Here is a 23740-nt window from a genome sequence, read left to right as displayed (position 1 = left end):
GATCTATAATTGCGCCAGCAATTGCTGGTACACTGTTTCAATTCTGTGCGTCATATCCCGCACGTCAAAATTGGCTTTTACCCGTTTTGCCGCGTTTTCCTGCAGGCGAAGCCGTAACGCCTCGTCCTGTATGAGCAGTTGTAAGGCATCCACAAGAGCGGCTTCATTTCTGGGAGGCACCAGCAGTCCGCTTATGCCATCTTCCACTGCCTCCCGGGTGCCATCCACATCGCTTGCTATGACAGCCTTACCCATTGCCATTGCTTCCAGTACGCCTATGGGAAAGCCTTCCCACAGTGATGGTAAACAGTAAATATCTACTGCATGCAATACGGCCGGAACGTCCTGCCGGAAGTTATCAAAGATGACCCGTTTGGAAATACCCAGTTCTCCTGCCAGTTTTATGGCTGCTTCTTTAAGGTCGCCCTCACCTATCATCAGCAGCGTCACTTCCTTGTTGACAGCGCAGACCTTAGCATAGGCACGTAACATACCCAGCGGGTCTTTCTGTTCGGTGATACGAACAATATACCCTATTACAATATGATGGTCAGGAATACCATAAGCTGCCCGTACATCCGGGTAATGGCCGTTGCGGTTGAATTTGTCAAGGTTCACTCCGTTCTTAACAACCAGCGATTCAAAATGCCCGAAAGTGCGTACACCTGTGGCATGATTGGCATCGGAAACGGTTATGTTCAGGCGGGTGCGCCTTGTAATGAATTTCTCCGCAAGTATGCGCGCCTTCCTGTTCCAGGTGGGCAGGCTGTCATGAAAAGACCATCCGTGAATGGTGTAGATGACAGGCAACCCGAGGGAATGCGCAGCCCATAATACATTGGTATTGGCCCTGGTGCCATGTACATGTACAATATCTATCTGCTGTTTACGCAGAAATTGTTTTACCTGTCTCCATACGCTGAGATCAAATGCCCGCTCGGTATAGATCACATAGGCCGGAATACCCAGCTCTGCGAGGGAAGATATCATGGGGCCATCCGTAAAGGACAGCACTACCGGCTCAAATAGCTCTTTGTCAAGATACCTTACCAGGTCCAGCACGTGGCTTTCTCCTCCTCCAATCTTCCCCTGACGGATGGTTTGAAGCACCCGTATCTTTTTCACTGCCTCCATGATCATAATTTTCCTATCCAACGACTGTACCACAGCTGGAAGACAAGGATGTTCCAGAGTTTCTGATGACTAACCCTCTCTCCCCTGAAATACTGTTGTTTCAGCGTCTCTATATGTGTAGGGTCAAAAAGACCCGTTTCTTCCAGTTTGGCTGGCGATAAATAATACGCCATCTGTTCTTTCATACCGTCCCTGAACCAATGCATCAGCGGAGCGATGAAAGGACGCTTAGGCCGGTCCATCAGCGGCTTGGGAATGTACTGATGGACTATTTCCTTCAGGATGTATTTATTGATGCCGTCTTTCCGCTTGATATGGGAAGGCACCCGCGCAAGGAACTCTACCAGCCTGTGGTCCAGCATTGGCTCACGGCCTTCTATGCTGACAGACATGGTAGCCCTGTCTACCTTCACCAGGTTGTTATCTACCAGGAAGGTTTTATAATCGACAGACAACAGCCTGTTCAACGGATCATTGATATTATTCAATTCACCGTTCATGTCGAAATTGGTCTTGTATGTCGGACCATGGCCGCTCAGGAAGCTGGCAGCCTCTGATTCAGTAATATACTGGCTGATGTATTTCAATGCCTGCTGTGATTTGCCTGAAGCCCAGATCAGCTTCATTTTTTCATAGCGGCTGGAGAAATTGTACTGTTTGTTGAAGTATGGAATGAGGGAAGGATCTATCCAGTCCATCATACGGCTAACCAGTCCCTGCACCGGTTTGGGATAGGAGGTGTAACGGAGGGACTGTGCAAATTTGTTATACCCGGCAAACAGCTCATCACCACCATCGGCAGAAAGCACCACCTTTACCTGTTTGCTGGCCAGTTTGCTGACCAGTGTAGTTGGAACGGTAGAATTATCTGCAAATGGCTCATCATATATTTCAGGAAGCTGGTTCAGTATGTCCAGGGCGTCGGTAGGTCCTACTATCCACTCTGTATGATCTGTACCCAGATACTGCGCTATTTTCCTGGCTTCCTTAGATTCGTCGAACTCCTGCTCCTTATACCCGATGGTAAAGGTTTTCAGCCTGTTGGCCGAATTGGCCTGCAGGATGGCAGCCACACTGGAACTGTCATAACCACCGCTGAGAAATACACCTACAGGTACGTCAGATACCATCCTGTATTTATAGGCGCTTTCCATCAGTTCTTTGGTATGACGGATTATGTCTCCTTCATACATATCTGTGAGGGGCTGGCGATAAACCTCCAGCACACTCCAGTATTCTGTGGTGGTAACTGTTTCTGTATTGAGGGACAGATGCAGGAAATGTCCTGGTTTCAGTTTGAAGGTGTTCCTGAAAACTGTATAGGGAGCGGGTATATAGCTGTATTGCAGGAATAGTGATACGCTGCTTACATCTATTACTTTTTCAAACCCGGGAAACTGGCTGAAGCTTTTCAGCTCAGATGCAAAAAGGAATACATTGTTATGCCAGTAGTAATAAAGGGGCTTCACTCCTGCCCTGTCACGGCAAAGAATGATCTTCTCCTCCTGTTTGTCATAAATTACAAATGCAAACATGCCTATGCAATGGTCTACTACTTTCTCTTTCCAGCAGTCGTACCCTTTTATGAGCACTTCTGTGTCGCTCGAAGAAAGGAAAGTATATCCATGCTGTTCCAGTTCACGGCGTATTTCTTTGAAGTTGTAGATCTCTCCGTTAAATACCATCGTGTATTGCTTGAAGTGCATAGGCTGATGGCCTCCGCTGGAGAGGTCAAGAATAGACAGGCGGCGCTGGCCAAGTCCCACATGCGCCTGTGGGTGAACGTATACCTCATATCCGCCGTCATCAGGACCACGATGCTGTAATGCATCTGTCATATCCTTGAGTACGGGGAGCCCTGCTTTTTTTGAGAAATCTATAAAGCCTGCTATGCCACACATGGTAGTAATTTTAGTTGGCGGTGTTTCACATTCCAGAAAATGCCTTTCCAGAAGGCTTTCAGATGTTCACGCTCTTTCCTGGCTATAAACCGGAGTGTATTTTTGGGAATCGTGAACAACACCAGGTACAGTAAAAAAATGATTCGGTTTGGTAATGCCACGTTACGGCGCATGAATAATATCCTGTTACGTGTCAGGTAATATGTTTTCAGCGGACTGTTCTTTCCCGTGGTCATTGATTCTTTATGATAGATCAGCGATTTATACTGGTAATATATCTTGTAGCCCTTGCGTTTTAATTGTTCGCACCAGTCAAATTCCTCATAGTAGAGGAAATATACTTCAGGCATAGGTCCTACGTCCTGTAGTACTGCAGCAGGTATCATCATTCCTCCGCCATGTGCATAGTTGGTAGGTGTTTCACGGTCATACTGCCCCTGGTCCTGCTCTTTGCAGCCTATCATGAAGTTGCGGCCGGTGAATACATCTACAGACTGGTAACCTGCATATTCTATTATGCCCGGATGGAAATAGTAGTGAAACTTGGGACTTGCCATGCCGGCATCAGGATGTGTGCGGAAAATATCCAGCAATCCTTCTATCAGTCCATCGGTAAATTCTGTATCGTTATTTACAAGAAAGATATACTCGCCTTTAGCCTCCTGTAACCCGAGGTTGTTCCCTCCCGCAAACCCCCTGTTCTGCTCACTTCTGATCACTTTTACAGCAGGATACGCCTCCTGTAGTAATGGGGTTGGGTCCTGTACAGAAGCGTTATCTACAACAATCACCTCTACATGTGGATAGCTGTTTGTGCTGATGGAATTCAACAGCTCACATGTAACGCTGGTAGTGTTATAATTCACCGTTACAATTGAAACAAGTGGCGCTATGTTATTTTCCTGCAACATGTATAAGGGGGTTGTCGATATTTGTTTTGGAATGCTTTGTATGGATGAATGTTTTGTTGGCTCCTTTCAGTTTAAACATGAGGGACAGCATAATACCTATCACCCGGGGAAGGTGCAGCAATACTGTTGGCATGTAACGTGAGTAGAATTTACCAGGCAGCGGCAGCAGCAGGCTGATGGTGTATGCCCCTGTCATCAGCAGCCAGGCGTAGAAGGGTATGTTCAGCCATTTTCCTGCCAGCAGGTAAATGAACGTCATGAACAATACTCCTGCCAGCAGTAGCATACGGGGCAGCAGCATATTCTGCCCTACCGCCATATAGAAGTAATCTATCCTGCCTTTCAGTAAGGCCCTGAAGCCTGTGCCCCAGTACTGGCGCAGGTATACGAACTGGCTGGAAAGCCATCTTCTGCGTTGGTTCCCGAAGGCAGCGGCGTTCTCTACTTTTTCATCAAAGATGATTGCTTCTTCCAGGTATAATATCCTGTAGCCTTTACCAACAAGCAGCTGTTGTAATACTTTATCAAAGCCGCCGATGGCTTCAGTTTCTTTCAGCGCCTGTTTGATTAATGTATAATCGAATGCGATACCGGAGCCGATGAGGGATGCGGACAGACCTAAAGCATTGGCGCCTTTCCTGTTAATATGATTGGCTATCATTTCATTGGCGGCGTCCAGGATCGCAAATGGTGTGTCCAGGTTCTTGGCCACACGTTGTGCCTGTACTGCGTGGTATCCCTGTTGATAGGCTTCATTTACTTTCAGCAGGAAATCGGGCGCAGGAATATTATCGGCATCTGCAATAACGGCCATATCATAGGCGCCGTCTTCCAGCTGGGAGAATGCGGCATTCAGCGATTTGGCCTTGGTACTTTTCTGAAACGATACAGAGATCACTCTTGCATGTCCTGCGCTCAGGGATGTAAGGGTACTTTCCCGGAGTGAATCTGCAATGACCACTACCTCATACATGCCTTCGGGATACCGGAGGGAGCGGTAGCTCTCTACGGCAGAAAGTATAATATCATCTTCCTTATAGGCAGGTATAAGTATGGCGATACGTGCTGTTGCATCTTTTACCGGTTCCCTTCTTTTTTTCGGGAAGAGTTTACCAGCCACAGAAAACAGCAGGTTGTACAATACGCATGCACCCAGGTATCCGAATATGATCAGTTCTATAACAAGTACCATTATACGTTGTCTTTTTGTATCAATGCCTTGGGGGTATTGACCATGATCCACATATCATAGGTAAAGGAGCATTTATTGGAATAGTTGATATCCAGTTCGATCCTTTCCTGCACAGACATGTCTTTCTTCCCGCGTTTGCTGATCTGCCACAGACCGGTAATGCCGGCCGGGGCGAGAAAACGCTGTGCCCAGTCGTCTGTTGTAAGTGTCACCGCCTCATATAAAGGCAGGGGCCTGTTGCCTACAAGAGACATATCGCCGATCAGTACATTAAATAATTGTGGAAGCTCATCAAGACTGGTATTGCGGAGGAAAGAGCCGAAGCGGGTTACGCGGGGATCGTTTGATACTTTATAAAATACTGCGCCACTTTCTGCATTGTATTGGTTCAGGTGTTGCAGCTTTTGCAATTGTTTGTCGGCATCGGCCACCATTGTCCGGAACTTATAGAACTTAAATACCTTGTAGTTCTTTCCTGCACGTCTTGCGGCATAGAAAGCAGGCCCTCTTGATTCCAGTTTGATGATAGCAGCTATCACCAGGAACACTGGGGTCAGGAATACCAGTGCGGTGCCGGATACTGTAATATCAAAGGCGCGCTTCAGTACCATGTTCACGGTCCTTTTCGGAGATGCCTTTTCACCCGTTTGGCGGGAAGGCGCCGGCGGCGCAGGGGTTGCGCTCAGCTCTTTATATTTACGGATGAAATTTACTTTGGATGATAAAGAGGACAGACAACCTGCGGAGATCACTTCATCGATAAAGGGATATTTTTTTGCAGTTTCCCGTACTCCGGCAGAGATATTGTCGGAATAAAGAAAGAAGGGAGTTGCCAGGGAAGGAGACTGTCTCAGGTATTGTTGCCATGCCTGGAGTTCCTGTTCATTGCCTGCGTGCAGGCGTTGAATGATCACGCCGGGTCTGCGGTGCAATACCGTTTCCAGCTGGGCAATAGTGCCCACAGCAGTGTTGAAGTCCGGTGCTGAAAAACACTTGTAACCCGCAGAAGTAAGCGCTGCGTCCTGTTTGTGCTCTCCTACAAATAACAATATGTTATTGTCCGATACAGACAGTTTTGATAGTACTGCCTGTTCAACTTCTTCAAACTGTGTTGGGGCCGCATTGGTTAATACGTTCAGTTTAGGTGTAAATGTATTCATGCTAACAAAGGAATTAATGGTTACATACTGATTGATAATATATAGCCTTAAATACTAAGAAAGCGCTGTCACATGCTGAGCTTTTAATACAAGGTCTATTGTATCCAGTAGTTTTACCGGATCAAAAGGCTTTTTCATTATTGTCTTAATATTCTTCTGTGTGTTGGGAAATTGCGCTGCGCTATCATGTACGCCGGAAAGTACCATTAAAGGTATATGCTGATATAGATTACTGGTTGTCATGAAGTCTATAAGTTCCCATCCGTTAATGTTAGGCATCTGCAGATCAGTGATCACGAGGTCCGGCATATTACCTCCTTTCAACCAGGCCATTGCTGCAAGTCCGTCACATGCGGACACAACATTGTAAGTCCTGTTTAACATTACTTCAAGTAAGTATCTGATGGGTAAACTATCGTCAATAATTAAAACTGTTTTTTTCACCTCTAACCAAATTTTTTTTTCAAAAAATCTTCCTTAGGTCCTTGCGGACTTACGGAAACTCTAAACGTTGGTTTTAAATTGGATAAGGTTTGGAATTTAAAAACAGTTTCTCAGGGGATATGAGGAAATGATAATATGGTTTTCTACAAACTTGTACTAAAGTACAAAGTAATTGGCAAAGTACAAGCGATTAAATTTCGTGGCGTATATCAAAATACATCAACGACTCAAAAGTAGATTACTTTAATCATTTTCCAATATGTTTTTGGTAAACGGCTGGTTTTTCAGGGTGAATGCGCGGGAAAGTATCGTGAACGAATAATCTTCGCAGTTTTAAAATACTGTTTAATTATTATACTTTTGCATTCAGAGAATATTGCTTGTGTCTTGAAACGCTTATCCGGCGCAGGATTTACCCCTTAATCAGCATTGTATGACTATTGTTTCAGTGATTTTCTGGTGCAGTTTATTTCTTGTCTTCTATAGTTACATAGGCTATGGTATTTTACTTTTTTTAGTAGTACGCCTGAAACGGCTACTCTATAAACCGGGCATTCCCGATAATATATCCTTTACACCGGAAGTAACATTAATGGTGGCTGCCTATAATGAAGAAGCTTTTATAAGGGAGAAGATTGCCAATACCCTCTCCCTGGATTACCCGGCAGATAAAGTGCAGATCATCTTTGTCACGGATGGTTCTTCAGACAATACTAATAATATAATAAAGGAGTATCCCCGTATCACATTATTATATGAAGCAGAGCGCCGGGGGAAAACTATGGCGGTGAACCGCGCCATGAAATACGTTAAATCGCCCTTTGTCGTTTTCTGCGACGCCAATACCTTATTAAATAAGGACGTACTAAATCGTTTACTCATACATTTCCGCGACCCGGCAACGGGAGCCGTGGCGGGTGAAAAGAAGATCCTGGTACCCGGGGATGCCGCTGCAGAAGGCGCCGGGGAAGGCATGTACTGGAAGTATGAGTCCCTGCTCAAGAAGTGGGACGCAGAATTGTACAGCGTTATGGGCGCCGCCGGAGAGCTGTTTGCCATCCGTACGGAGCTATATGAAGATATACCTGCAGATACTATCCTGGACGATTTCATGATCTCTTTCGGTATCAATAAAAAAGGATACAGAGTAGCTTATGCACCGGATGCCTATGCTATGGAAACACCGTCAGCGTCGCTGGAGGATGAATATAAAAGGAAAGTACGCATCAGTGCAGGTGGCTTCCAGTCGATGAGCCGGCTGTTGGGGCTGTTAAATATTTTCCGGTATCCCCGTATTACCTGGCAGTATGTTTCCCACCGTGTCTTAAGATGGACGGCCGCCCCACTCTGCCTTCTGCTTTTAATAATTACCAATATCCTTTTATGTGTGTTTAATGGAGCAACAGTATATTGGTATATACTAATTATGCAGGTAGTCTTTTATATTATGGCATTGGCAGGATACATACAGGCAGTACAACAGAAAAAGAGCCGCCTGCTCTATATACCCTTCTATTTCACTTTCATGAATATAGCCGTTTACAAAGGGTTTGCGCGTTTTCTAAAGAAGAAACAGTCTGCTGTATGGGAGCGTTCAGCCAGGCAGTTAACCACGGGCTAACGTATTTTTTACGCTTATAAACAGATTCTGTTCTTTACGGAAAGATTTATAGCATTCACCGGTAAAAAGCTGTCTTTGGCAAAAAAGGTGCAACAAGTATAAAATATACGCTTATTTTTGAAACCAGTGTCTTGTACAATGTCATTGTACATTAGTAAGCCAAAGGGCAAACCCTAATAGTGATTGCCCCCGGAGAGTTGAACATGTGAATATAATTGCTAACCTTATCCTTCGATAAAAGCCAATCCTGTAGTGGGCCTTCTTCCGGCCACTGCGCTTAATTTTACCATCTTCCTCTGATCTGCCGGCAGAACCTGCCCTGGCTTGTTATGCTCATTTTTATCGGACCTAAAACCGGGCTTGCCCGTATTACACATAATATATACATTATGATGAGGAAAACTGTACACCTTATTATTAGTTTTATTCTGTTATTTGCTGGTTATGCTACTGCCCAAAGAGCGTTGAACCCTGCAGATACCGTTGCCACCTACAGGTCATCATCTCCCCCAACGCAGCCTGCATACGGCCGCATCGGCAAGTGGGTCAGGACTGTGAGGATGAACTGGACTACCACCGCTTTCAAGGCATATATATATAAAGGAGTTCCTTTTCGTTTGAAGTTTCCCAAAACATATGCAGATAATGTAGCAGATGGTAAGAAGTATCCCATCTATGTATTCCTTCACGGCCGTGGTGAAGGCGGTGCCGTTTATGACAATGAGTATCAGCTTCAGCATGGTGGTGATGATTTTAATGCTTTCACTGAGAGTGGTGCATTTGATGGTTACCTGCTGTATGCACAAACCACAGATGGTACCTGGGGAAATACCCAGTTTGATGCTATAAAGGAACTGCTGGATTCACTGGCAGTACAGGTGAAAGGAGACCTTAACCGTGTTATAGTGAACGGTCTTTCTGCCGGCGGATACGGCTCCTGGGATTTCACGATCCGTTATCCTCAATACATCGGCGGTATGATGCCTATGAGTGGTATCAGTACAGGCAATGGCTCCTCCGCTGTTGTAAATAGTCTCAGGTTCAAGCCTATCTGGTACTTCCAGGGAGGACTGGATAACTCTCCTGCTCCTTATACTGCCAGCCAGGTCGTTGACGCCTTTAAAACAGCCGGCGCCAATATCACCTACAAGCTCTATACAACGCTGGGACATGGTACATGGGACAGTGCATGGAAGGAACCCAACTTTGTTCCCTATATGAACAAGGTCAATATCCTGACGCCATGGCCGCTGAATGGCAGGTCAGAATTCTGCCCTGAAGAAACGTTCAATATTACTATCGGTATCTCGCCCGGATTTGCTGTTTACGAATGGCAGAAAGACGGTGTGACCATCCCCGGGGCAAGCACCAATACCATTGGTGTGACAGAGCTGGGAACTTACGCTGTAAGGGTACAAAGAGGTGGTGTGTGGTCAGAGTTTTCCCCTACTCCGCTTGTTATTAAAACTAAAACACCTACAGTAACACCGCCTATTACGATGGACAGCCTGGCCACCAACGTATTGCCGGCTCCGGATGGCAGCACTACTGTAACGCTGAAACTGCCTGCAGGGTATGCCTCTTACGAATGGCGTAAAGTTGGTAACGCTGCTGCAATCGATACTGATGCTACTGCCAGTGTAGGTGTAGGCCAGTATATAGCACGTGTTACGGAGCAATATGGCTGTTCCAGCAGCTTCTCTGATCCTTTCCCTGTGATCAGCGCTAACGGCGCAGGTGCGCCTGATAAAGCCAACGGAGTGCTGGTAACGCCTGTATCGCAGACGCAGCTTACGCTGAACTGGACAGATAAAGCAAATCCGCAGCATAATGAAACCCTTTTTGAGATCTACCGCAGTACTACCTCCGGCAGCGGTTATAAGCTGGTAGGAAAAGTAGGCGCAGATGTGCTGACATTTGCTGATAATGGTTTAACAGCTAATACTAAGTACTATTATATTATCCGCCCGGTGAATGACAATGGCGCTGCTCCTGTTTCTGATGAAGCCAGCGGCATTACCCAGGTGGATGCACAGAAACCTACGGCCCCGCTCAACCTGAACGTTGTAACTTCCAGCACCAGCTCTGTTACACTGAGCTGGTCTGCGGCTTCAGATAACGTAGGCGTCACTGCGTATGACGTTTATATAAATGACGCTAAGTCTTATGTAGTGGATGGGACTACATTACAGGCCGTGGCATATGGACTTTCTGCCCGGACGGTTTATAACTTTTATGTAGTAGCCAGGGATGCGGCAGGGAATACTTCTGTTCCCAGCAACCAGGTAACAGCTGCCACAGTCAGCAAAGGACTGAACTATAAATATTACCAGGGCACATGGTCAGCACTGCCTAATTTCTCTTCGCTTACACCAACAGCTACGGGCAGGTCCCTGTTCCCTGATATTACCGCCAGGCAAAGAGAGACTAATTACAGCTTCCTGTGGGAAGGCTTCCTGACCATTCCGGTTACAGGTACCTATACTTTTGCTACCACCTCTGACGATGGCAGTAAATTCTATTTCAACAAGTCTTACGGTTACCAGACAAGCGCTACTGTAAATAATGACGGAGGGCATAGCCCAACCACTGTGAGCAGCTCTGCCGTGCTTCTGCAGAAAGGCGTATACCCGATAGCTGTAACGTATTTCCAGGGCAGCGGCGGACAGGCAATGACCCTGAGCTGGAAATGTAATGAACTGGGTGTTACAAGTCTGACCAGGATACCTGATCAGTATTTTGGGGATACTATTACTTATCCCGGTAATGCACCTTCAGTACCTTTAAACCTGGGTGCAACAGCGACCAGTTTCAGGCAGGTAAATCTGTCCTGGACAGATAACAGTAATAATGAAACGGGTTTTGAAATATACCGTAGCCCTTCTTACAATGGAACATATACGGTAACCGGGAAGACAGATGCAAATGTAACATCCTTCCAGGATAATACTGTAGATGCTGCTACCCGTTATTACTATAAAGTACGTTCTGTCGGGCAGTATGGAGAATCTGATCTGACAGCAGGCTATCCTTACCTGGCAGTATGGCCGTTCAACAACGGTTATACAGATATCAGCCTGAATAATTATACAACCAGCGGAAGTAATGTCAGCTTTAGTAGTACTGATAAAGCAGAGGGCGACTATTCCGCTGTTTTCAATGGTACCAGTTCTTATGTCAGCATAGGTGGCAGTGGCAGCGGCTTCCTGCATGATGCTTTCTCTGCACGCACCGTATCTCTCTGGATGAAAGCCGGTGCGCTTGACAACAACCGCATCATCTTTGATATAGGAGGTGCAGACAATGGTCTGGCGCTGCGTATCAATGCCAATAAACTGGAAGCCGGCGTGGCCAGCGGGAACTCCCGTGTTACTGCGTCTACGGCGTTTACCAGCACAGCATGGACACATGTAGCTGTTGTATACGGAGGTAACTCTCTCCGTCTGTATGTTAATGGCGCCCTGGCTGCTTCGGCTACCACTAGCTTCAGCTCTGTCAGTACAACTACAAATAATGCGAGGGTGGGTCTTACTAATGGTAACACTGCCTTCAATTCCAACGGCACCTATTTCAAGGGTAACCTGGATTATATGACCATCATTGGCCAGGCATTGAGCCAGGCGGAGGTCACTCAGCAATATAATCAGACATTACCGTTCTACAGTGTTGTGACTCCTGGCCTGCCGGCTCCGCCTGCAGCACCGGCCAACGTTGCAGCAACAGGAACTTCAGCGTCTTCAATACTCCTTACATGGACGAACAATGATACAAATGCTACCGGTTTTGAAATACAGCGTGCATTTGGCAACAGTCCAACATTTATTACTATCAAAACAATCCCCACAGGCGGTACTAACCTGTCTTATTCGGATACAGCTCTCTTTGCCAACCAGCAGTATGCTTATAAGGTACGTGCAACCGGTGATGGCGGCGCCTCTGCATACTCTGCTGCAGATACAGCTGTGACCGGAAATACGCGTCCTGTGATAGATGCCATCAGCAACAGGTCTGCCCGTTACGATGTGGTGACTGCCATCCCGGTAGTGGCGACAGATGCAGATGAAGATGCGCTGACCTACACCGCCTTTGACCTGCCTGACTTTGTAACACTGGTTACGACTAATGGTGTATATCTGAATGTAGCGCCGGACGTCAGCAAACAGGGTGTTTACAACAGCCTGTCTGTGATAGCCGCCGATCCTTTCGGAGGTAAAGATACTGTCAGCTTTAACCTGACCATCAACGACAATTATAGCCCCGTCATAACCACTATTGCCAACACTTCCCTGAATGAGGGCGATGATCAGCAGATATCGCTTGCCGCTGCTGATCAGAACACTACGGATAGTCTCACCTGGTCTGGTGTGTCTCTGCCCTCATTCATTACTCTTACCGGTAGCAACCGTACTGCCACCCTGGATATCAAGCCCGGTTATGCAGATGCAGGTGTGTATACTGTGAAGGTACAGACTGTAGATGGTAATGGTGGTACAGATGAAAAGAGCTTCACTGTAACAGTGACAGATAAAGATCCGAACTACAAACTGTTTGTTCGCTTCAAACACCAGACAGACGCTCCTGCTCCATGGAACAACGTTACATCTGTATCTACCACAGGGCTGAAGAATGATAAAGGTGAAACCACAAACATAAACCTGCAGCTGCAGACGTCTAACTGGTTCACCTGGAATGAAGGTACCAATACAGGAAACAACAGTGGTGTATATCCTGATGTTGTGATGAGTGAATACTATTTCTTCGGTTCCTATCCTGGTATCTTCACTTCTGCAAATTCTATAGATGTGAAGCTGACCGGTCTTGAAGCTACCCGCAAATACTCCTTTAAATTCTTTGCCGGCAGTAACTGGTCAGTACAGGCTAATAACGGTACTACTGTCTTTAGCATTAACGGTGTAAGCAAACCGCTGAATGTACAGGGTAACACCAGCCAGACGGTGAATTTTGACAATATTGCCGCAGATACTTCCGGCGAGATCACCTTTAACATGTCTGTTGCAGATGGTACACAGGTTGGTTACCTGGGCGCATTTGAAGTGAATGCTATCCTGGACGACGGTACCCTGCCAGCCGCTCCTAAAGATCTGGCAGCAACAGAAGCGAATGGTATTGTATCCCTTAACTGGAACAATGTAGCCTATAACGCTACCGGTTACAGGATACACCGTGCAACAGACAGCCTGGGGTCTTACAGCCTGCTGGGCAGTCTGAACAGCAGTACTGCTACATCTTATGCAGACAGCACTGTACATGGCAGCACGCATTACTATTATAAAGTGGCTGCAACCAACTCAGCCGGCAACTCTGTATTCAGCAATATTGCAGGCGTGCTGGTACCCGTGAAACCTCCGCAGATCAGTACTATTGCTGATGTTAAGCTGAAAGCAAATGCCTCTGCACAGTTTAATGTACAGGCTGTGGGCGACCAGGGCAACAGCGTTACCCTGACGGCGAGAGATCTGCCTTCCTTTGGCAGCTTTACTGATAATGGTAGTGGTACAGGTTCTTTCAGCTTCAACCCAACGGCAGATAACCTGGGTAGCTATAAAGTGATACTGACAGCTACAGACAACCAGGGCGCCAGCGCATCAGATACTTTTAGTGTGGTTGTTGCAGACAAGAATACTACTTCTGTATACTTCGATTTCTCCTCCAGCAATCCCAGCTCTGCGCCATGGAATAATATCAGTGGTTTCCCATACGGTGGCGTGAAGGTGGCTAATGCCCTGGATGAATCAGGAAATAGCACCGGTATGAGTATGACATTTAATGAGAACTGGGAGAACGATGCCCCCAATAATGGTATGAGCACTTACGATAATTCCGGTATCTATCCCGACGCTGTAATGCAATCAAGTGTATACGACAGCAGAGATATCACTCATACGATCAAACTGTCCGGCCTTAACTCCGGCAAGCGTTATAACGTTGTATTCTTCAGCAGCGCCAACTTTGGTGTCAATGCTAAGATCAGGTTCACTATAGGTACAGACAGTGTGGTGATAGATCCGGACTATAATACCAGTCTTACAAAACAGATCAACGGTATTGCTCCGGACGGGAATGGAGAAATAAACATCCTGGCCAGCAAGACCAGCAACGGCTATTATGCTTATCTGAACGCAATGGTAGTGGAATCTTATGATGCTACCCTGGCGGTTGTGAATCCGCTGAACCTTGCAGCTACAGCTATCAACCATAAAACGATAGCGCTGAGATGGGCAGACAGGTCTAACAATGAAACGGGATACCAGGTATGGCGTGCATTACCAGGTGGAAGTTACTCCCAGGTAGCAACGCTGGCAGCCAACAGCACTTCTTATAATGATACTACGCTGAACCCCAGCCAGAAGTATTATTACAGGGTACGTGCAGTGAAGTCCGGAACATATTCTGATTACAGTAATAACAGTTTCGCTACTACTCCCGGCTTTAAGATACAGGTAAACTTCAGTGAGCTGCTGGCAGCTCCTGGTCCATGGAATAACACAGGTATGCGTCCTGTAACAGGCGTAGTGGCCAGCAATATGAAAGATGGCCAGAACAATATTACCGGCGTAGGTATTAATATTATAGAGAACTTCGATGGCATGTACTCTGCAGGTATGAATACCGGCAATAACAGTGGTGTATTCCCTGACAATGTGATGGTAGAGAACTATGGCCTGTTCCCTGGTAAGCATGCTTCCTTCAATATAACAGGTCTGAACCAGACGCTGAAATATGATCTTACATTCTTTGGTAGCTCTGTTGAATGGCAGGATGTGACAGGTAAGTATACCGTCAACAACACAAAAGTGGCTTATCTGAATGCTGCTATGAACAAGAGCGGTGTTGTGACTATCCGTGATATCTCTCCTGACCAATACGGTAACATCGTGGTAGCGATAGATCCGGCTTCTACAACATCTATTTACGGCCTGATAGCAGCTATGACCATACAGGGGCATGTTAATGCTGCGGCACAGGATGATAGTGGTCCCGTGGAAGAAGATAGTGTAGCTGCAAGGCAGGACCTTATAGCTGTAGTGGCTGAACCTGTAAAAGATGTGCTGAATACAGTTGTTCCTGACTTCGGAGATGCTAAAGCATATCCGAATCCGTTCCAGGACCAGATCAATGTTGACATACAATTGAAAACCGAAACAGTTGTGCGGGTTGAGATATTTGACGTGAGTGGCAGACTGTTATACTCAGATTACAAGGGCACCGTACCGGCAGGGGCAACTACCCTCCGTATTAACCCAGGCTCAAGGATCAGTGCTCCGGGCATTTATATCATGCGCCTCAGTGGTAAAAACGGTGAGTCCAGGATCATCAAACTGGTAAAGCGTTAAGCTTTACCAGTTTCCTTCATCGCCGCATTTCTCCGGAATTCTTCTCTTCAGAAAACAGGCTGTATCATATTTTTGATACAGCCTGTTTTTCTTTGGCCATGTCTTCACTCTTCATTAAAAAGAAACAATTATAATTAATACGGATATAATTTATTTTACAATGATCCTGAACTCCGTACAGGCGTAATTTATACGCTTATCCACTAACGTTGTTGTTTACGGGATGATTTGTGACATTTACAGGTTAAAAACTACCTTTTGCTAAAAAAAGGCAACAGTTATAAAAATATACACTTACATTTGGATTTTGAACGGCATATACTATTAAGCTAAGGACAATACACATATTCTGGAAGCGTGAGCATAATTTTTAACCTCATCCTCAGATAAAGCCAGAGAGTAGTAGGCCTTATTCGGCGCCACTCCACTTAATTTTTTACCATCTCCTCTGATCTGCCGGCAAAACCTGCCCCCCGGCTTGTTATGCATTTTTCATCTGGCATTAAACCTTGTCTGTCTGACATACATAACTCCTGTATTATGAAAAAAACTGTACACCTTATTATCAGTTTTATTTTCTTATTTGCCGGTTATGCTACTGCCCAAAGAGCGCTGAACCCCGCAGATACCGTTGCCACCTACAGATCATCATCTCCCCCAACACAGCCTGCATATGGCCGTATCGGCAAATGGGTCAGGACTGTACGTATGAACTGGAACACCAGCGGTTTCAAACCTTATATCTATAAAGGGCTTCAATTCCGTTTAAAGTTCCCTAAGACCTATGTTCATAATGTAGCTGATGGGAAGAAATATCCCATTTTCGTATTCCTGCATGGCCGCGGAGAAGCCGGAACCGTTTATGATAACGAATACCAGCTTTTACATGGAGGTCAGAGCTTCAATACCAACACAGACAATGGTAATTTTGACGGATATCTTTTGTATGGACAGACAACAGATGGTAACTGGGGGAATGGCCAGTTTGATATTTTAAAGGAATTGCTGGACTCACTGGCTGTACAGGTAAAGGGAGACCTGAACCGTGTTCTTGTTAATGGTCTTTCTGCCGGTGGATATGGCTCGTGGGACATGGCCATCCGTTATCCTCAATATATTGGAGGGGCATTGCCTATGAGCGGTATCACTACAGGTGATGGCGATCCTTCAGTTGTAAATGCCATGAAATATAAACCTATCTGGTATTTTCAGGGTGGGCTGGATAAATCACCTGCTCCCTATACAGCCGACCAGGTGATTGGCGCCTATAACTCTGCAGGAGCGCAGGTAACATATACCCTCTACCCTGACCTGGGACATGGTACCTGGAACCGTGCCTGGTCAGAGCCCAACTTTATTCCCTACATGAACAAGGTGAATATACTGACCCCATGGCCATTGTACGGGAGATCTGAATTTTGCCCGGAGGAAACATTCAATGTCACTATCGGTATTTCACCCGGATTTGCTGCCTATGAATGGCAAAAGGATGGGGTGACCATCCCGGGAGCTACTACCAATAGTATCAATGTATCTTCACTGGGTACATATTCAGTAAGGGTGAGAAGGGGTACTGTATGGTCAGAGTTCTCTCCCACCCCGCTTGTTATTAAAACAAAGGCTACTACTGTAACACCGCCTATTACAATGGACGCTCTGGCTACCAATGTACTGCCGGCGCCGGATGGCAGTACTACTGTAACACTAAAGTTGCCTGCAGGGTACGCTTCTTATGAATGGCGTAAGGTAGGTAACTCTGCTACAATAGGTACTGGTTCTACTATCAATGTGGGGGTGGGCCAGTATATTGCACGCGTTACGGAGCAATTCGGCTGTTCCAGCAGTTTCTCCACACCATTCCCGGTGATTAATGCCAGTGGAGCGGGAGCTCCTGATAAAGTGAGCGGGCTGCTGGTCACTCCTATATCACAAACCCAGCTTACGCTGAACTGGACAGATAAACCCAATCCACAGAATAACGAAACGCTATTCGAGATCTACCGTTCCACCAGTTCCGGCACTGGTTATAAACTGGTAGGAAAAGTGAATGCAGATGTGCTGACATTCACAGATAACGGTTTATCGGCCAACACAGCCTATTACTATATTGTTCGTCCCGTAAACGGTAATGGTGCAGCGCCGGTTTCTGATGAAGCCAGTGGTACTACCCAGGTAGATGCACAGAAACCAACCGCTCCGCCTAACCTGACTGTTATAACCACTACTACCAGCGCCATTACGGTTGACTGGGATGCAGCTACAGATAACGTAGGCGTTATTGCTTACGACGTATATGTAAATGGCGCTAAGACCTATACAGTAGATGCCGCTACTCTGGCAACTATGGCATATGGCCTTACGTCAAAAACTGTTTATACGTTCTATGTAATAGCCAGGGATGCAGCGGGCAACTCTTCCGCTCCCAGCAACCAGGTAACAGCTGCTACAGTCAGCAAAGGACTGAACTATAAATATTACCAGGGCTCATGGATATTGCTGCCTAACTTCTCTTCACTCACACCAGTAGCTACCGGAAGGTCAGCATTCCCGGATATTAATGCCAGGCTGAGGACAACCAATTATGGCTTCCTGTGGGAAGGCTTCCTGACCATTCCGGTTACAGGTACCTATACTTTTGCTACCACCTCTGACGATGGCAGTAAATTCTATTTCAATAAGTCTTACGGGTATCTTACATCCGCAACAGTAAGCAATGACGGCGCCCATGGTTCTACTACTGTGAGCAGTTCTGCCATGACCCTGCAAAAAGGTGTATACCCGATAGCTGTAACGTATTTCCAGGGCAGCGGCGGACAGGCAATGACCCTGAGCTGGAGATGTAATGAACTGGGTGTAACAAGTCTCACTAAAATACCCGATCAGTATTTCGGGGATACGCTCACTTATCCGGGTAATGCACCTTCAGTACCATTGTACCTGGGAACAACAGCGCCCAGCTTCAAACAGGTGAACCTCTCCTGGACTGATAACAGTAATAATGAAACGGGTTTTGAAATATACCGTAGTCCTTCTTACAATGGAACATTTACAGTGATGGGAAAGACGGCTGCAAACGCAACATCTTTCCAGGATAATGCTGTAGATGCTGCTACCCGTTATTACTATAAAATACGCTCAGTAGGACAATATGGTGAATCTCTCCTGACAGAAGGTTATCCATACCTGGCAGTATGGCCGTTGGATAACAACCTGACGGATATCAGCCTGAGTAACAATGCTACTACTGCGAACAGTGTCAGCTTCAGTAATGCAGATAAAGCTGAAGGCAGTCATTCTGCTGTCTTTAACGGTACCAGCTCCTATATAAGCATAGGTGGTAATGGCAGCGGTTTCCTGCATGATGCCTTCTCTGCACGCACCGTATCTCTCTGGATGAAAGCCGGTGCGCTTGACAACAACCGCATCATCTTTGATATAGGTGGTTCAGACAATGGTCTGGCGCTGCGTATCAATGCCAATAAACTGGAAGCCGGCGTGGCCAGCGGGAACATCCGTGCCCTTGCTTCAGCTGCATTTACCAGCACTACATGGACACATGTAGCTGTTGTATACAGCGGTAACGCCCTGCGCCTGTACATCAACGGCGCCCTGGCTGCTTCGGCTACCACTAGCTTCAGCTCTGTCAGTACTACCAGCAGTAACTCCAGGGTGGGTCAGGTCAATGGTTCTACCGCATTTAATTCCAATGGTGTTCTCTACAGCGGTAACCTGGATTATATGACCATCATTGGCCAGGCATTGAGCCAGGCGGAAGTCACTCAGCAGTATAATCAGACATTACCGTTCTATAGCATTGTAACTCCTGCCCTGCCGGCTCCGCCTGCAGCACCGGTCAACGTTATAGCAACAGGAAATTCAGCGTCTTCAATACTCCTTACATGGACGAACAATGATGCAAATGCTACCGGTTTTGAAATACAGCGTGCATTTGGCAACAGTCCAACATTTATTACTATCAAAACAATCCCCACAGGCGGTACTAACCTGTCTTATTCGGATACCGCTCTCTTTGCCAACCAGCAGTATGCTTATAAGGTACGTGCAACCGGTGATGGCGGCGCCTCTGCATACTCTGCTGCAGATACAGCTGTGACCGGAAATACGCGTCCTGTGATAGATGCCATCAGCAACAGGTCTGCCCGCTATGATGTGGTAACTGCCATCCCGGTAGTGGCGACAGATGCGGATGAAGATGCGCTGACCTACACCGCCTTTAACCTGCCTGACTTTGTAACTCTTGTTGCAAATGGTAACGGCACTTACCTTAATGTGGCGCCGGATATCAGCAAACAGGGTGTTTACAACAACCTGTCTGTGATAGCCGCCGATCCTTTCGGAGGTAAAGATACTGTCAGCTTTAACCTGATCATCAATGATAATTACAGCCCTGTCATAACCTCTATTGCCAACGCTTCCCTGAATGAGGGCGATGTTCAGCAGCTATCGCTTTCCGCTGCTGATCAGAACGCCACCGATAACCTTTCATGGTCCGGTGTGTCTCTGCCCTCATTCATTACTCTTACCGGTAGCAACCGTACTGCCACCCTGGATATCAAGCCCGGTTATGCAGATGCAGGTGTGTATACTGTGAAGGTGCAGACTGTAGATGGTAATGGTGGTACAGATGAAAAGAGCTTCACTGTAACAGTGACAGATAAAGATCCGAACTACAAGTTGTTTGTTCGCTTCAAACACCAGACAGACGCTCCTGCTCCATGGAACAACGTTACATCTGTATCTACCACAGGGCTGAAGAATGATAAGGGTGAAACTACAGGTATTGGTCTACAATTGCAGACGCCTAACTGGTTCACCTGGAATGAAGGTACCAATACAGGAAATAACAGTGGTGTATATCCTGATGTAGTGATGAGTGAATACTATTTCTTCGGTTCTTATCCTGGTATCTTCACTTCTGCAAATTCTATAGATGTGAAGCTGACCGGTCTTGAAGCTACCCGCAAATACTCCTTTAAGTTCTTTGCCGGCAGTACCTGGTCAGTACAGGCTAATAACGGTACTACTGTCTTCAGTATTAACGGTGTAAGCAAACCGCTGAACGTACAGGGTAATACCAGCCAGACAGTGAATTTCGACAATATTGCTCCGAACGCCTCCGGCGAGATCACCTTTAATATGTCTGTTGCTGATGGTACACAGGTAGGTTACCTGGGTGCATTTGAAGTAAATGCTATCCTGGACGACGGTACCCTGCCTGCCGCTCCGAAGAACCTGACGGCAACAGAAGCGAATGGTATTGTGTCCCTCAACTGGAACAATGTAGCTTATAACGCCACTGGTTACCGGGTTCATCGCGGAACAGACAGCCTGGGATCTTACAGCCTGCTGGGCAGCCTGAACAGCAGTACCGCTACATCTTATGCAGACAGCACTGTACATGGCAGCACGCATTACTATTATAAAGTGGCTGCAACCAACTCAGCCGGCAACTCAGCATTCAGCAATATTGCAGGCGTGCTGGTACCGGTAAAACCTCCGCAGATCAGCGCCATTGCTGATGTTAAGCTGAAAGCAAATGCCTCTGCACAGTTTAATGTACAGGCTGTGGGCGACCAGGGCAACAGCATTACCCTGACTACTATTGGCCTGCCTTCTTTCGGTAGTTTCATTGATAATGGTAATGGTACAGGTTCTTTCAGCTTCAACCCAACGGCAGATAACCTGGGTAACTATAAAGTGATACTGACAGCTACAGACAACCAGGGCGCCAGCGCATCAGATACTTTTAGTGTGGTTGTTGCAGACAAGAATACTACTTCTGTATTCTTTGACTTCTCTTCAAGCAATCCGGCTCCTGCGCCATGGAATAATATAATAGGCTTCCCGTATGCAGGAGTGAAAGTAGCCAACGCCCTGGATGAATCAGGCAACAGTACCGGCATGAGCATGACGTTTAACGAGTTCTGGGAAAATGATAATGCTACAACAGGTATGAGCACCTATGACAATAGTGGTGTGTTCCCGGATGGTGTAATGCAATCCTATATATATGACAGCAGGAATGTGACTCATACCATCAAACTGTCCGGGCTCAGTGCCACCAAACGTTATAACGTTGTATTCTTCAGCAGTATCAACTTTGGTATTAACGCAAAAACCAGGTTCACTATAGGTATAGACAGCGTGGTGATAGACCCGGACTATAATACCAGCCTGACCAAACAGATAAACGGTGTTATACCTAATGCAAGCGGCGAGATAAATATCCTTGTCAACAAGACCAGCAATGGTTACTACAAATATCTCAATGCGATGGTAGTGGAATCTTACGATGCTACTCTGGCAGTTGTGAATCCGCTGAACCTCGTAGCCACTGCTACCAGTCATAAAGCGATAGCGCTGAGATGGGCAGACAGGGCTAATAATGAAACAGGCTACCAGGTATGGCGTGCATCACCAGGTGGAACTTACTCCCAGATAGCTACGCTGGGCATCAATGCGGTTGCTTATAACGATACTACCCTGAGCCCGGACCAGACATACTATTACAAGGTACGTGCGGTAAGGTCAGGTGTGTTCTCAGACTATAGCAACAACAGTTCTGCTACCACTCCTGGTTTCAGGATACAGGTGAGCTTCAGTGAACTGCTGGTGGCCCCCGCTCCGTGGAACAATACAGGTATGCGTCCTTCAGTAGGTGTAGTGGCCAGCAACATGAAAGATGCCCAGAATAATATCACGGGTATAGGTATCAGTATCATCGAGAACTTCGATGGCATGTACTCCGCAGGTATGAATACCGGCAATAACAGCGGTATATATCCTGACAATGTGATGGTTGAAAACTACGGCCTGTTCCCTGGCAACCATGCCTCATTCAGGATAACAGGTCTTAACCAGACATTGAAATATGATCTGACCTTCTTTGGCAGCTCTGTAGAATGGCAGGACATAACGGGCAAGTATACCGTCAACAATACGAAGGTGGCTTACCTGAATGCTTCTATGAACCAGAGCGGTGTTGTGACCATCCGTGATATCTCTCCTGACCAATATGGCAATATCCTGGTTGCGGTCGATCCTGCATCAACAACTTCAGCCTACGGTCTGATAGCTGCAATGGTTATACAAGGACATATTGATCCTGCTATCCAGGACGGTAACAATGCGGCAGCAAGGCAGGACCTGCTGGCTGTAGTGGCTGAGCCGCTGAAAGATGTAATGAATACTGCTATTCCTGACTTTGGCAATGCCAGGGCCTATCCGAATCCGTTCCAGGATCAGATTAATGTTGACATACAATTGAAAGCCGAAACAGTAGTGCGGGCTGAAATATTTGACGTGAGCGGCAAACTGTTATATTCAGATTATAAGGGTACTGTACCGGCAGGTCTGACCACCCTCCGTGTCACCCCTGGTTCAAGGATTAGCGCTCCGGGCATTTACATTATGCGCCTGAGCGGTAAAAACGGGGAATCCAGGATCATCAAACTGGTAAAGCGTTAAGCTTTACCAGTTTTTCCCGGTAACCTGATTTAATTAATGTAAGGAATGCTTTTGCCTATGGCAAAAGCATTCCTTTTGAAGGAAGGTTTATAGCCGTTTGAAAGTTGAATTGATCTTTCGCGGGGGGCCTTATTCATTAAATAGTTATAATTAATACGGATATAATATATTTTATGCAAGGATAGTTAATGCTTTTGGTGAGGCATTGACGTAGGTTATACACTTATCAACAGAATCTTTTATTTACGAGACGATTTATAGCATTCACCGGTAAAAAAGCGCTTTTGGCTAAAAAAGCGATCAATTATAAAAATATACACTTACTTTTGAAATCTGAACCGTATACACTATTAAGCTAAAGACAAGACCTCTCATAGCCGTTGTCTCCAAAAAAGCTGTAAGTGTGAATACTCCTAACCTCATCCTTAGATAAAGCCAACAAGGTAGTAGGCCGCATTCGGCGCCACTCCACCTAATTTTCACCATCTCCTCTGATTTGCCGGCAGAACCTGCCCTGGCTCGTTATGCGTTTTA

At 46.3% G+C, this 23740-nt stretch carries 9 protein-coding genes; 3 read left to right on the top strand and 6 right to left on the bottom strand.

Going from position 1 to position 23740, the window contains the following annotated elements; all coding sequences use genetic code 11:
- Positions 1-3 precede the first annotated feature (3 nt).
- Genes GO493_RS07480 through GO493_RS07455 form a run of 6 tightly spaced genes read right to left on the bottom strand, consistent with a single transcriptional unit; the run spans position 4 to position 6742 of the window.
- Positions 4-1134, bottom strand: coding sequence for a glycosyltransferase family 4 protein (locus GO493_RS07480; protein ID WP_157305515.1), 1131 nt, complete (start codon positions 1132-1134; stop codon positions 4-6).
- A 2-nt stretch (positions 1135-1136) separates the two neighbouring features.
- Complete coding sequence (gene asnB, locus GO493_RS07475; RefSeq protein ID WP_157305514.1) at positions 1137-3035, bottom strand: asparagine synthase (glutamine-hydrolyzing); 1899 nt, start codon at positions 3033-3035, stop codon at positions 1137-1139.
- On the bottom strand, positions 3023-3946 hold the full coding sequence (locus GO493_RS07470; protein WP_157305513.1) for a glycosyltransferase family 2 protein: 924 nt from the start codon (positions 3944-3946) through the stop codon (positions 3023-3025). Before GO493_RS07470 ends, asnB begins: the two co-directional genes overlap by 13 nt.
- A complete protein-coding gene (locus tag GO493_RS07465) occupies positions 3930-5138 on the bottom strand; it encodes a glycosyltransferase (RefSeq protein WP_157305512.1) in 1209 nt (402 codons plus the stop codon). The genes GO493_RS07470 and GO493_RS07465 overlap by 17 nt, the downstream gene beginning before the upstream one ends.
- On the bottom strand, positions 5138-6298 hold the full coding sequence (locus GO493_RS07460) for a sugar transferase (RefSeq protein ID WP_157305511.1): 1161 nt from the start codon (positions 6296-6298) through the stop codon (positions 5138-5140). Before GO493_RS07460 ends, GO493_RS07465 begins: the two co-directional genes overlap by 1 nt.
- A gap of 54 nt (positions 6299-6352) precedes the next feature.
- On the bottom strand, positions 6353-6742 hold the full coding sequence (locus tag GO493_RS07455; protein ID WP_157305510.1) for a response regulator: 390 nt from the start codon (positions 6740-6742) through the stop codon (positions 6353-6355).
- Positions 6743-7175: 433 nt separating this feature from the next.
- Here GO493_RS07455 and GO493_RS07450 point away from each other — a divergent pair, with 433 nt between their 5' ends.
- From GO493_RS07450 to GO493_RS07440, 3 genes are all read left to right on the top strand, one after another.
- Positions 7176-8363 (top strand): glycosyltransferase family 2 protein, encoded by a 1188-nt coding sequence (locus GO493_RS07450; RefSeq protein WP_157305509.1) that lies wholly within the window; start codon positions 7176-7178, stop codon positions 8361-8363.
- A gap of 389 nt (positions 8364-8752) precedes the next feature.
- Positions 8753-15718 (top strand): fibronectin type III domain-containing protein, encoded by a 6966-nt coding sequence (locus GO493_RS07445; RefSeq protein WP_198315604.1) that lies wholly within the window; start codon positions 8753-8755, stop codon positions 15716-15718.
- A 540-nt stretch (positions 15719-16258) separates the two neighbouring features.
- Positions 16259-23206, top strand: coding sequence for a fibronectin type III domain-containing protein (locus GO493_RS07440; RefSeq protein ID WP_198315597.1), 6948 nt, complete (start codon positions 16259-16261; stop codon positions 23204-23206).
- The last annotated feature ends 534 nt before the right edge of the window (positions 23207-23740 follow it).

This window comes from Chitinophaga tropicalis (assembly GCF_009758205.1).
Lineage (GTDB): Bacteria > Bacteroidota > Bacteroidia > Chitinophagales > Chitinophagaceae > Chitinophaga > Chitinophaga tropicalis.
This window is presented reverse-complemented; position numbering and strand designations above follow the sequence as displayed.